The 13,222-nt window shown below is 39.5% G+C and carries 10 protein-coding genes; 9 read left to right on the top strand and 1 reads right to left on the bottom strand.

Going from position 1 to position 13,222, the window contains the following annotated elements; all coding sequences use genetic code 11:
• Nucleotides 1-50: 50 nt before the first annotated feature.
• From rimP to truB, 6 genes are all read left to right on the top strand, one after another.
• Nucleotides 51-701: a ribosome maturation factor RimP gene (rimP, locus tag ACFIJP_RS03810; protein WP_375625728.1), complete on the top strand. Its 651-nt coding sequence runs from the start codon at nt 51-53 to the stop codon at nt 699-701.
• 47 nt (nt 702-748) lie between these two features.
• Nucleotides 749-2,380: a transcription termination factor NusA gene (gene nusA, locus ACFIJP_RS03805; RefSeq protein ID WP_375625637.1), complete on the top strand. Its 1,632-nt coding sequence runs from the start codon at nt 749-751 to the stop codon at nt 2,378-2,380.
• The gene (locus tag ACFIJP_RS03800) at nt 2,381-3,016 is read left to right on the top strand and encodes an RNA-binding protein (protein ID WP_375625635.1); all 636 of its coding nucleotides are present in this window, start codon (nt 2,381-2,383) and stop codon (nt 3,014-3,016) included.
• Nucleotides 3,013-5,532: a translation initiation factor IF-2 gene (infB, locus tag ACFIJP_RS03795; protein ID WP_375625633.1), complete on the top strand. Its 2,520-nt coding sequence runs from the start codon at nt 3,013-3,015 to the stop codon at nt 5,530-5,532. Before ACFIJP_RS03800 ends, infB begins: the two co-directional genes overlap by 4 nt.
• Before the next feature lie 121 nt (nt 5,533-5,653).
• Nucleotides 5,654-6,061, top strand: coding sequence for a 30S ribosome-binding factor RbfA (gene rbfA / locus ACFIJP_RS03790; protein ID WP_375625631.1), 408 nt, complete (start codon nt 5,654-5,656; stop codon nt 6,059-6,061).
• 4 nt (nt 6,062-6,065) lie between these two features.
• A complete protein-coding gene (gene truB / locus ACFIJP_RS03785) occupies nt 6,066-7,028 on the top strand; it encodes a tRNA pseudouridine(55) synthase TruB (protein ID WP_375625629.1) in 963 nt (320 codons plus the stop codon).
• Nucleotides 7,029-7,485: 457 nt separating this feature from the next.
• On the opposite strand, the gene ACFIJP_RS03780 is transcribed toward truB, so the two are convergent.
• Nucleotides 7,486-9,114: an MFS transporter gene (locus ACFIJP_RS03780; RefSeq protein ID WP_375625627.1), complete on the bottom strand. Its 1,629-nt coding sequence runs from the start codon at nt 9,112-9,114 to the stop codon at nt 7,486-7,488.
• A 314-nt stretch (nt 9,115-9,428) separates the two neighbouring features.
• Here ACFIJP_RS03780 and rpsO point away from each other — a divergent pair, with 314 nt between their 5' ends.
• From rpsO to ACFIJP_RS03765, 3 genes are all read left to right on the top strand, one after another.
• Nucleotides 9,429-9,698, top strand: a complete 270-nt coding sequence (rpsO, locus tag ACFIJP_RS03775) for a 30S ribosomal protein S15 (RefSeq protein ID WP_005774142.1) — start codon at nt 9,429-9,431, stop codon at nt 9,696-9,698.
• 249 nt (nt 9,699-9,947) lie between these two features.
• On the top strand, nt 9,948-12,143 hold the full coding sequence (gene pnp / locus ACFIJP_RS03770; RefSeq protein WP_375625625.1) for a polyribonucleotide nucleotidyltransferase: 2,196 nt from the start codon (nt 9,948-9,950) through the stop codon (nt 12,141-12,143).
• Nucleotides 12,144-12,215: 72 nt separating this feature from the next.
• Complete coding sequence (locus tag ACFIJP_RS03765; protein WP_375625623.1) at nt 12,216-13,211, top strand: class I SAM-dependent methyltransferase; 996 nt, start codon at nt 12,216-12,218, stop codon at nt 13,209-13,211.
• Nucleotides 13,212-13,222: the final 11 nt, after the last annotated feature.

Raw genomic sequence — 13,222 nt, 5'->3', positions numbered from 1 at the left:
TGATGAAGGGTGGGCCGTTGGACCCGCTCTTTTTTAATATCATAAAACTGATGAAACCAACTTGGATAAAATGTATGAACGAAGCTGGAAAAATAAGCAATCTTGACGAACCACGCCTGTTTGAAGAAGATGGTATCGAAGCACAGGTTGCTGCTCTTGTCATACCACTACTTAAACCTTTAGGTTTTCGTTTGGTTCGTGTGAAACTTCTTGGTCAAAATGGTTTAACACTTCAAATTATGGTTGAACGTGCCGATGGTTCTATGACCGTAGAAGATTGTGAAACTGTTAGTCGAACTGTTTCCCCCCTCCTTGATGTACAAAATGTTATTGAACGCAAATATCATTTAGAAATCTCATCACCTGGAATTGATCGTCCATTGGTAAGAAAATCTGACTTTTTTCATTGGCAAGGGCATCTTGCAAAAATTGAAACCAAAATAACAATTGATGGGCGCCGAAAATTTCGCGGGACACTTACAAATATCACGCAAGATGGATTTATTTTAAACACTGATAAAGCTGCTTATGGAGAAGCCATGTATACCCCTATTTCCTTTTGTGATATCATAAATGCGCATTTAGTGCTTACCGATGAGCTTATTCGCGATGCATTGAAAAAAAATAAAGAGTTAGGTCAACAATTCATTGCTGAAGAGAAAGCTAACGACTCTATACAGACGCTCAATTTCAAAAAATAATATCACTGGGAAATACCCATCGTGTGGCACAAAGAAGGAGAAAATTGATGGCTACAAGCGCTAACAGGCTTGAGATTCTGCAAATTGCAGATGCTGTTGCACGTGAAAAGTCAATCGACCGTGAAATTGTCATTTCTGCGATGGCTGATGCTATTCAAAAAGCAGCACGTTCTCGTTATGGTCAAGAAACAAATATCCGTGCTGAAATCAATTCTAAAACAGGTGAAATTAAATTACAGCGCCTGCTTAAAATCGTTGATGTCGTTGAAGACTATACAACGGAAATTACTTTGTCTGATGCTCTTAAACATCAAGCAGAAGCAAAAATTGGTGATTTTTTTGCTGATCTTTTACCTCCTATGGATTTTGGACGTATCGCAGCACAATCTGCTAAACAGGTTATTGTACAAAAAGTACGCGACGCAGAGCGTGATCAGCAATATGAAGAATTCAAAAATAAAGTTGGTGAAATTATTTCTGGTACAGTTAAGCGTGTGGAATATGGTAATGTTATCGTTGATCTCGGACGTGGTGAAGCTATTGTGCGCCGTGATGAATTAATTCCTCGTGAATCATTCCGCTATGGAGATCGTATTCGTGCTTTTGTCAATGATGTACACCGTGAAACGCGTGGTCCGCAAATTTTCCTTTCACGCACACATCCCCAATTTATGGTAAAACTTTTCACTATGGAAGTGCCAGAAATTTATGATGGTATTATAGAAATCAAATCTGTTGCTCGTGATCCAGGTTCACGGGCTAAAATCGCCGTTGTTTCACGCGATGGTTCCATTGATCCTGTTGGAGCATGCGTTGGAATGCGAGGAAGTCGTGTACAAGCTGTTGTTGCTGAATTACAAGGCGAAAAAATTGATATTATTCCTTGGTCGCCTGATGCGGCAACATTTGTCGTTAATGCACTGCAACCTGCTGAAGTTTCTAAAATCATCCTTGATGAAGATGCTGAACGGATTGAAGTTATTGTGCCAGATGATCAACTTAGCCTTGCTATTGGACGACGTGGACAAAATGTTCGCTTGGCTTCGCAACTAACAGGATGGAACATTGATATTTTAACGGAAAAGGAAGAATCTGAAAATCGTCAAAAAGAATTTACTGAACGGAGTAAATTGTTTATGGAAGCCTTAGAGGTTGACGAAATGATCGGACAAGTTATGGCATCAGAGGGTTTTTCTTCTATTGAAGAAATCGCCTATATTGATCTTGAAGAGATCGCTTCTATTGATGGTTTTGACCATGATACCGCCGCTGAAATCCAAAGTCGTGCCCGAGAATATCTTGATCATCAAGAAAAAGAACTCGATGAAAAACGCAAAAAGCTCGGAGTTTCTGACGAATTGCGAACACTTCCTGGAATGACAAGTGCTATGTTGGTTGCTGTAGGTGAGGATGGTGTAAAAACAATAGAAGACTTTGCTGGCTATGCCGTTGATGATTTAGCTGGTTGGAGAGAACGCAAAGAAGGTCAAACACAGAATTTTTCTGGTATTTTAACCCCTTTTGACATTACACGCGCGGATGCAGAAGCTATGGTTTTAGCCGCACGTGTACAAGCAGGCTGGATAGACCAAGCTGATCTTGTTACAGAAAATCCTGTAGAAGATGAAAATTCTGCAGAAAATGAAAAAACAGATGATTTGGATGTGGATACACTTTAAATGAATGAACGGACTTGCATTGTGACCAGAAAAAATGCTTCAGCACAAACGCTGATCCGTTTTGTTATTGGTCCCAATAACCAAATTGTTCCTGATCTTAAAGCGAATTTACCAGGGCGTGGCGTTTGGATTTCTGCCCATCACGCTATTATTGAGAAAGCAATCAAACAGAAAGCTTTTCATAGAAATTTTAAAACAGATGTTGAGGTTGCGCCAAATCTTGTGCATATTGTTGATACGCTTTTACTAAAAGCCGCTCTTTCAAGCCTTTCCATGGCACGAAAAGCGGGAGCAATTGTTATGGGAGCAACAAAGGTTGATGCTGCTATCCGCTCTGGTAAAGTTATTCTTGTACTCCATGCTAAAGAAACAACAGAAGATGGAAAACGAAAAATTGCACAAGCCATCCATTCAATACAACAACAAACAAATTGGACTATAAAAACCATATCTTTATTTACAAGTGATGAAATGCGAGTGGCTTTTGGCTCTAATCCTGTAATGCACGCGGCCTTATTGGATACAAAAGCTGCCGAAGGATTTCTCAAAACGACATATAAATTGATCAGCTATCGTGACGACAAGCATAGTAAGCCTAGTGAGATGACGGCACAAGCCGTGAAGGAAATACAATGAGTGAAAATAACAACGACAAAACAACAGTCAAGAAGACACTAACTCTCAAGAGGTCTGTCTTGGAAACGAGCACGGTCAAACAAAATTTTAGTCATGGCCGTACGAAGGCTGTCGTTGTCGAAACCAAACGGCGTAAAATTACGCGACCTGATGAAAAAGCTGAAACCCCACAGCCCATTACAAAGCCGCATGTGGCCCCTCAGCGCTCTAAACCGCGTTTTGAGGGAAAAAAGCCTCAAGAATCTATGGCCAAAAGCAATCTTTCATCGACTGAAATGGAAGCGAGACTTCGCGCGTTAGAAGAAGCACATACCCAAGAAAGAATAACGCGAGAACAAGCCGAAGAAGAAGCAAGACGCGCTAAAGAGCGTGAAGAAATTTTACAGCAAGAAATTAAAGAAAAAGAAATACATCTCCAACAAGAAGAAGAAATATTGCCAGTACAGACTCCACCTGTTCCCCCTCTCATTGAAAAGACAGCTATTCCTATTGCGCCTAAAAACACAACCTTAGTTGAAAAACGCAAAATAGATGAAAATAAAGAGGACGAACGGCATAGTCGACGTGCTAATCCTGCTAAATCAGAAATACGTGTACCAAAAGTTGTCAAAGGAGCTGATGAACGGCGACGCGGAAAGCTAACTCTGAATAGTGCATTAGATGAAGAAGGAAGCGCACGTGGGCGGTCAATGGCTGCAATGCGGCGTAGACAGGAAAAGTTTAAGCGTGCACAAAATCAAGAACCAAGAGAAAAAATTTCTCGCGAGGTTGTTCTTCCTGAAACGATTACCATTCAAGAGCTCGCACAACGTATGACTGAGCGTTCTGTTGATGTGATTAAATTCTTGATGAAACAAGGACAAATGATGAAACCTGGCGATGTTATTGATGCGGATGTTGCCGAACTCATCGCTGTTGAATTTGGTCATACTGTTAAACGTGTTTTAGAATCTGACGTAGAGGAAGGTATCTTTAATATAAAAGATGATCCCCAAAACATGCAGCAGCGCCCTCCTGTTGTGACCATTATGGGCCATGTTGACCACGGAAAAACTTCTCTTTTGGATGCTATTCGTAAAGCAAATGTTGTTTCTGGCGAAGCAGGAGGTATTACGCAGCATATTGGTGCCTATCAAGTAGAACAAAACGGTCAAAAAATTACCTTTATTGATACACCAGGACATGCTGCTTTTACGGCTATGCGTGCACGTGGAGCTCGTGTTACCGATATTGCTGTTCTCGTTGTAGCCGCTGATGATAGTGTTATGCCCCAAACGATTGAATCAATCAATCATGCGAAAGCTGCTGGTGTACCCATCATTGTTGCAATCAACAAAATTGATAAACCAGCTGCGAATGCACAAAAAGTACGTACAGAACTTCTACAACATGAAGTGTTTGTTGAAACTATGGGTGGAGAAACTTTGGACGTTGAAGTTTCTGCTAAAACTGGTCAAAATCTTGATAAACTTCTCGAAGCTATCCTTCTTCAGGCTGAAATGCTTGATCTGAAAGCAGATTCTCAACGAACTGCAGAGGGCGTTATCATTGAAGCCAAATTGGATCGCGGACGTGGATCTGTTGCAACAGTTCTTGTTCAAAAAGGTACATTACACCCTTCTGATATTATAGTTGCCGGAAATGAATGGGGTCGTGTGCGTGCTTTGATTGATGACCATGGCCGCCATGTCAAAGAAGCCGTTCCCTCTACACCGATTGAAATTTTAGGCATGCAAGGAACGCCACAAGCCGGAGATCGTTTTGCTGTTGTCACACATGAAGCAAAAGCACGTGAAATTTCTGAATACCGTCAACGATTAGCACGTGATAAAGCTGTTGCGCGGCAAACTGGTTCGCGTGGTTCTCTTGAACAAATGATGACAAAATTGCAAACGACTGGTGTTAGGGAATTTTCTCTTATTGTAAAAGGGGATGTACAGGGATCAATTGAAGCAATCGCTTCAGCCTTGGAAAAACTCGGAAATGATGAGGTTCGTGCGCGTATTGTACATTCTGGTGCTGGAGGGATTACCGAAAGTGATATTTCTCTTGCGGAAGCTTCTAACTCTGCTGTAATTGGTTTTAATGTTCGAGCTAATAAGCAAGCACGTGATTTTGCTAAAACACAAGGAATTGAAATCCGTTATTACAACATCATTTATGATCTTGTTGACGATATCAAGGCTGCCATGTCTGGATTACTCTCACCAGAACAGCGTGAAACTTTCCTTGGTAATGCTGAAATTCTAGAAGTCTTTAACATTACAAAAATTGGAAAAGTTGCAGGATGTCGTGTTACAGAAGGTAAAATAGAACGAGGAGCAGGTGTTCGCCTTATCCGCGATAATATCGTTATTCACGAAGGAAAGCTTAAAACACTCAAACGCTTTAAGGATGAAGTCAATGAAGTGCAAAGTGGTCAAGAATGTGGAATAGCCTTTGAAAATTATGAAGACATGCGCGCAGGAGATATCATTGAAACCTTCCGTATCGAACATATTAATCGCACATTATAAAATAATCCAATAACTTTACTCTGTTGTAAAATGAAGAAAGTTATTAGGTTTTATAGAAAAAATCTCTTTTTCCTTATCTAAATGGTCAAAAAAGAGGTCCTGTAGCAAGGATAGAATTTTGATGAAAAATGCAAATCCATCACAACGGCAACTTAGAGTAGCAGAGCAAGTACGTCATGCAATAGCGCATATATTACAACGTGATATTTTGTTTGATGATATCTTGAAAGATATTGTTATTTCTGTCTCTGAAGTACGCATGTCACCAGATTTAAAAATTGCTACTTGCTTTGTATCACCTCTCTGCACTCCTAAAAATGCTTCTCATACCGATGTTGTTGATACCCTCAATAAACATAGTCGTTTTCTCCGTGGAGAAATCAGTCATGCGTTGCGACAAATGAAATATATGCCAGAACTGCGTTTCCGACTTGATAATAGTTTTGATAATTTTTCAAAAATTGAAGCCCTCCTTCGCTTGCCTGAGGTTGCACGCGATCTTCACCATAGTGATACAGATGAGGATTAAAGATATGGCGCGACAACACAAAAAAAAAGGGCGTCCTGTTTCTGGCTGGGTCATATTTGATAAACCAAAAGGTATGAAATCAACAGAAGCTGTCTCACAAATCAAAAGGCTCTTTCATGCACAAAAGGCAGGACATGCGGGTACGCTTGATCCTCTTGCTTCTGGTCTCCTTCCCATTGCATTGGGCGAAGCAACCAAAACCGTCCCTTACGTGATGCAAGGCAAAAAAACTTATCGTTTTCATATCGCTTGGGGACAAGAGCGTTCAACAGATGATCTAGAGGGGGAAATAACGAAAACTTCTCTCAAACGTCCAACACAAGAAGAAATACTTGCTCTTCTTCCTCAATATACAGGTATTATTTTGCAAACACCTCCACAATTTTCAGCAATCAAAATTGCCGGAAATCGTGCCTATGATTTAGCGCGTGAAGGGGAAGTTGTTGAAATTCCACCCCGTGAAGTGGAAATAGAAACTTTCAAGTTATTAGAAATGCCTACCAAAGAGCACTCTGTCTTTGAAATAACCTGCGGAAAAGGAACTTATGTGCGCTCTTTATCACGCGATATGGGACGTGATCTAGGTTGCTATGGACATATTGCTGATTTAAGACGTATTTCCGTCGCACCTTTTGATGAAGAAGATCTCATTACATGGGACGAACTAAAAGCGGCCATTCTGCCAAATAAAAACACTACAGATGAAAATAATCGTTCTTTTGAAAAAAACTTCTCAACACTCGATGAGCTCTTAATTGAAACAAGCGCCGCATTGGACTGCCTCCCGCATTATACCCTTAATGAAACTCAAGCACAGAGAATTATAAAGGGTCATTCTATCCTCTTGAGTCATCACAAAGCACCTCTTGATGAAGATGAGATTTTTGTCCTCTATAAGGAACAACTTCTTGCCATTGGCACCCTCGATAAAAGTTTATTTAAACCGAAGCGGATTTTCACAATTTAATCGATTATTTTCCAAAACCACCTTTTACGGAAAGATATTTTTCTTTATCAATTAAGAAAAATGTGGTGCTTTTCATTGTCTATATTTACCGTATTCATATCAAAATTTACGTCAATGCTATAAGCTGAAACCACTACACACTTTTTCCTCTTAATGTCGCAACAATCCTTGCATTTGAAAGGATTAATAAGAAAATTTTTATTTCTTTTTCAATCGTTTTTTACTCACACTTTAGCCCTCGTTTGTAATGTGTAAGCGAAGATTTAAACTAATTTACTCTAAATAGATTTGAAATGAGAAAAGCTTAAGATTTTCAGGACCATCACTCAACATAAAAAATAATCATTATAAATCAATTTACTAACTATTGAATCAGCAATTTTTTGTTATAATTATGCTAACAAATTGATCGAAATAATATTAACATATTTAATATTTTACAAAAACTGTTTTAACCCTAAGGGAGATGATCAGAGGAGACTTTTAAAAGCATCTCATTGGCTTGGGGTATTGTTTGGCGTTCAATCATACGGTGCACTCTTATGCCGTTAGGAGCACAATTTAAATAACGCAAACGCTTATTAACTTCTGCATCCGCTTTTGTACGACGATAATTATGGCGTAAATAATCTACCCATGTTGGCATATGATAAGCCTCTGTCCAATACTCAGGTCTTTCAAGATCTCGTAAAAGGACCCACTGACGCGCACCATCACGTAACCGAATATGGCGTCGACGCGTCATCACTTTGAGAAACTCTTCGAGATCATTTTCATGAATTTGATAATCAATCATTATCATGATCGGGCCACTTCTTGCTTTGAGGTCGAGCAATAATTCGGGCTCTCTAAAATAATCAAGAGGATTTAAATCTATCTGAGGAATTTCTTGAATTCTAAATTTTACCCCCGCAAGAGCACCAAAAATCAAGAATAGAGAACAAACACTCAAAGCAATTGTTGGAGAATAACCATCAGCTAAACCTCCACAGATTGCACTTCCAATAGCCATCCCCCCATAAGACGCCGTTTGATAAAGTGCTAAAGAACGTGCAACAACCCAGCGTGGTGTAGAGAGTTGTACAGATGTATTAAACAATGATAATGCTAAAACCCAACATAAACCTGCAGGAAATAAAGCAATATGGCTTATAACCAGTGAACGGCTGATTCCCAATAAAAAGCAAGAAAAGGCGAAACCAATAAATGCACTTGCAATAATTGTTTCTGAACGAAAATGATGCCGTACAACTGCATTAATAATACCTGCTGTCATGGCTCCTAATCCAAAACAACCGAGCAATGTACCATAAAGAAGGGCACTTCCTCCAAGAACTTTATGCGCAACAATTGGCAAAAGTGCTAAAATAGAAATAGCTCCTATACCAAAAAGGAACGCTCGAACCATAATACTCAGGAGATTAGGTGACATCGCAACATAACGCAAACCATCTGAGACAGCTCCTAAAAGCCTTTCTCGTGGCAATGAGTTTTTTTTATAATTCGACTTCCAGAAAAACAACGCACCGATAAGAGGAATATAGCTTATAGCATTAAATAAAAAAGCAGCAGATGCCCCCAAAGTTGCAATGATGGCACCACCAATAGCAGGACCAACACTCCGCATCAAATTAAAGCCGACACTATTCAAACTAACAGCAGCAGGAATATTTTCCCTGCTCACAATATCCCCTATCGTTGCTTGCCACGAAGGATTATAAAAAGCTGTGCCACATCCAATCAAAAATGTAAAACATAACAAAAGCCAAGGTGTTAGAAATCCCATATAGGCTAAAACAGATAAACTCATGGATATAACCATCATCATAATCTGCGCACACAACATAATTTGACGCCGATTAAAATTATCAGCTAATGCCCCTGCCATCAAAGAAAACATAACAAGTGGTAATGTTGTGGCACTTTGAACAAGCCCAACCATGGAGTGCGAAGAACTAATCAATGCCATTAACCACCCTGCTCCAACAGCCTGTATCAGTCCCCCTAAATTAGAAATAAGAGTAGATGACCATAAATTTCGAAATACCGAATTACGAAAAAGCTTTAATGTTGAAATGCTCTGCATCTTTTTCCTCCAAATCGGTATTTATCACTTTTGTTACCACACACGCGCTCATAATCTTTGTATTAAAAGGATGCATAATTCTTTAAAAAACTTCTCATAAATCTCTATTTAAATCAATATTTCAAAATAAAAGCTTTTATTTAAAGAAAGCCTTCAAAATACTGTCAAGGACTAGTATTTTAACCTTCTTTCCTATATAAGGACGAAAATAGGTAAGAGTCTTCGACTCTTCTTGTTTCCTCGCAGACCCTTGCTGAACGACATCTCGGCTATGGGTGACTTTGTGTTTCTTCATTTTTGGAAAGGATAATACGATGTCGATTACAGCTGAACGTAAACAAGCTCTTGTCGCAGAATATGCAAATAAAGTTGGTGATACAGGATCACCAGAAGTACAGATTGCTGTACTTTCTGAACGTATTTCTAATTTAACAAATCACTTTAAATCTCACAAAAAAGATAATCATTCTCGTCGTGGTCTTTTGAAGATGGTGTCTCAACGCCGGCGCCTTCTTGATTATCTTAAAGGAGTTGACCAAAATCGTTATCAGACACTTATCAAGAAGTTAGGTTTGCGTCGCTAAAAGAAAAATGGAGGTGGTGTTTAAAAAGCCACCCATTTTTCAACGTGTTGCTTTTAATTAAAAATTTTAAAAACTGACAAAGTATTATGGGATAGGACTGCTCATCGTTTCGCATTTAAGGCAGTTTATTTCTCTCTTATCGCAACAAAGATAAAAAGTATGTTGTCCACCCCAGAGCTTGGAAATATGCTACGCAAAACCAGAATGTGAGCAATCAAAGATTTAAACACTGGTCATTAAGGATAAAAAATGTTCAAAACGCACAAGATAGAAATTGAATGGGCTGGGCGTCCTCTCACCCTTGAAACAGGGAAAATAGCACGTCAAGCTGATGGTGCAGTGATTGCTACCTATGGAGAAACCATTGTCTTAGCAACCGTTGTATCAGCCAAAAACCCAAAACCAGACCAGGATTTTTTTCCACTCACTGTTAATTATCAAGAAAAATCCTATGCTGTTGGTAGAATACCTGGGGGCTATTTAAAACGTGAAAGTCGACCAAGTGAAAATGAAACTTTGGTTTCACGTTTGATTGATCGCCCAATTCGTCCCCTTTTCGTTGAGGGATATAAAAATGATACGCAAGTTATTGTTTCCGTTATACAGCATGATCTCGAAAACAATCCCGATATCCTTGCGATGATTGCATCTTCTGCCGCATTGACCCTGTCAGGTGTTCCTTTCATGGGCCCTATAGCAGGTGCCCGCGTTGGCTATTGTAATGGACAATATGTTCTCAATCCTCATATCGATGAAATGCCTGAATCAAAACTTGATCTTGTTGTTGCTGGAACAGAAAGTGCTGTTTTGATGGTTGAATCAGAAGCACAAGAATTACCGGAAGATATCATGTTAGGTGCCGTGATGTTTGGTCATAAAGGCCTTCAACCTGTCCTTGATGCCATTATAAAGCTTGCTGAAGTTGCTGCAAAAGATCCTCGTGATTTTGTTCCTGAAGATCTTTCTGAACTGGAAAAAGCAATGCAGAAAATGGCAGAACAGGATATACGAAAGGCTTACACAATTACCGATAAGCAAGAACGTTATGCTGCAATTGATGCGCTAAAGACAGAAATCCTCAATAAATTTATTCCCAAAACAGAAGAAGACTGTAAGTTTAGTGCAGATCAAGTTGCAACCGTATTTAAACAGTTGCAAGCAAAAATTGTTCGCGGGAACATTCTTGATACCCAAAAGCGGATTGATGGACGCAATCTTTCTACAGTGCGCCCTATCCAATCAGAAGTAAGTATTTTACCCCGCACACATGGATCAGCACTCTTTACCCGCGGAGAAACACAAGCTATTGTCGTTGCAACACTAGGAACTGGTGAAGATGAACAATATGTTGATTCCTTAACCGGAATGTATAAGGAAACATTCCTTCTCCACTACAATTTCCCACCATTTTCAGTGGGTGAAACGGGACGCCTTGGTTCTCCTGGTCGTCGTGAAATTGGACATGGCAAATTGGCATGGCGGGCAATTCACCCCATGTTGCCAACGAAAGAATCTTTTCCTTATACCATTCGTGCTGTCTCAGAAATCACAGAATCCAATGGATCTTCTTCTATGGCAACGGTTTGTGGGACCTCACTTGCTCTCATGGATGCTGGTGTTCCTTTAGCACGCCCTGTTGCTGGTATTGCTATGGGCTTGATTAAAGAAGGAGAACGCTTTGCTGTTCTTTCTGATATTTTAGGGGATGAAGATCATCTTGGAGATATGGATTTTAAAGTTGCAGGAACAGAAAATGGTATTACTGCCTTGCAAATGGATATCAAAATTGATGGTATTACCGAAGAGATTATGAAAATCGCGCTTGAACAAGCCAAAGGTGGCAGAATCCATATCCTTAATGAGATGGCAAAAGCTTTAACCAGTGCACGTGCTGAGCTGAGTGAATTTTCTCCACGAATCGAAGTTATGAATATTTCTGTCGATAAAATCCGTGATGTTATCGGCTCTGGTGGTAAAGTTATTCGGGAAATCGTGGAACAAACTGGAGCAAAAATTAATATTGAAGATGATGGTACCATTAAAATTGCTTCTGCTGATGCTAAAACCATTGAAGCAGCAAAACGCTGGATCCATTCTATTGTTGATGAGCCTGAAGTTGGTGCTATCTACCAAGGAACAGTTGTAAAAACCGCAGAATTTGGTGCATTTATAAACTTCTTTGGTTCTCGTGATGGACTCGTTCATATCTCTCAGCTTGCATCAGAACGCGTCACCAAAACAACCGATATTGTAAAAGAAGGTGACAAAGTTTGGGTTAAATTAATGGGCTTTGATGAGCGTGGAAAAGTTCGGTTATCAATGAAGGTTGTTGATCAAAAAACCGGAAAGGAAATAACCGGTGATAAAGCGATAAATGAAGAAAAGTGCGTAGATGAAAAAAAACAACCTGAAAATAAGCGCCGCCGTAAGAAAAAAGAAGAGTAGGTTTTTCCTCTTATCGTATCATGAAATGCCATCCCAACATTGGAGTGGCATTTTTCTTTGAAAGAGTCATGTGTGTTATTATTTTTGCCTTTTGGAAATCATGAACTCCCGTATCCTGATCCAAACCAATGTTGGTTAGGTTTCGGTTTAACAGAAATCCCAACTCCAGAATGGGCACAGAATTTAAAAGTTATTACGCCTTGGCGACCAGATTTTTTAAAATTTGTCGATACTCCATTTCACTGCTCTCCTCAAATAGATAAAACCTGCAGCTATGATGGTGCATTTTTACATTTGAGCAAATATCGTGGTTTTAACCAAAATTGTTTTCTTGATTTATTAGAATGCGTTAAACCCAATGGATGGATTGTAATCAGTGGGAATAAAACTGCTGGTGCTGCTTCAATGATGAAGTGGGTTAAAACAATTGTTCCCATCACCAACAAATTGTCTAAAAATCATGGTCTTGTATTTTGGTTGCAAGTTCCTCAACAAATTAAGAGACATAACATTGCACAATTGCGCTTACCACCGCTCACTTTTGGTAAATTTCAAACCACTTCTGGTATGTTCTCACACGGACGTATTGATCCGGGATCTGCTGCACTTGCTTCTTATATGCCCAAAGTTATTTCTGGAAAAACGGCTGATTTTGGTGCTGGATGGGGCTATCTTTCTCACGTTGCGCTTGAAAGAAGTGAAAAACTCACCGCTCTCGACCTTTATGAAGCAGACTACAACGCTTTGAGAGCAGCACAACAGCACCTTAAATCCATAACAGCTCCTTTTTCAATTCATTTTTATTGGCACGACCTTGTGCATGAACCTATCACAAATCTGTATGACACCATCATTTCAAACCCACCCTTTCACACGCAACAAACGACAGATATTTCATTAGGAAAAAATTTTATTATAAATGCTGCAAAGTGTCTAAAACCAGGCGGCAGTCTGCTTTTTGTTGCAAACCGCCACCTGCCTTATGAAACATTATTAAAAAATATTTTCCGCACAGTGTTGATACATGAACAAGCCCATGGTTTCAAAATTATCGAAGCACGCAGATAAACAGAACAAGC

It is taken from the genome of Bartonella sp. MU37NMGALS (genome assembly GCF_042194015.1).
Lineage (GTDB): Bacteria > Pseudomonadota > Alphaproteobacteria > Rhizobiales > Rhizobiaceae > Bartonella > Bartonella grahamii.
The sequence above is the reverse complement of the archived record's forward strand: the minus strand, read 5'-3'. Positions and strand labels throughout refer to the sequence as shown.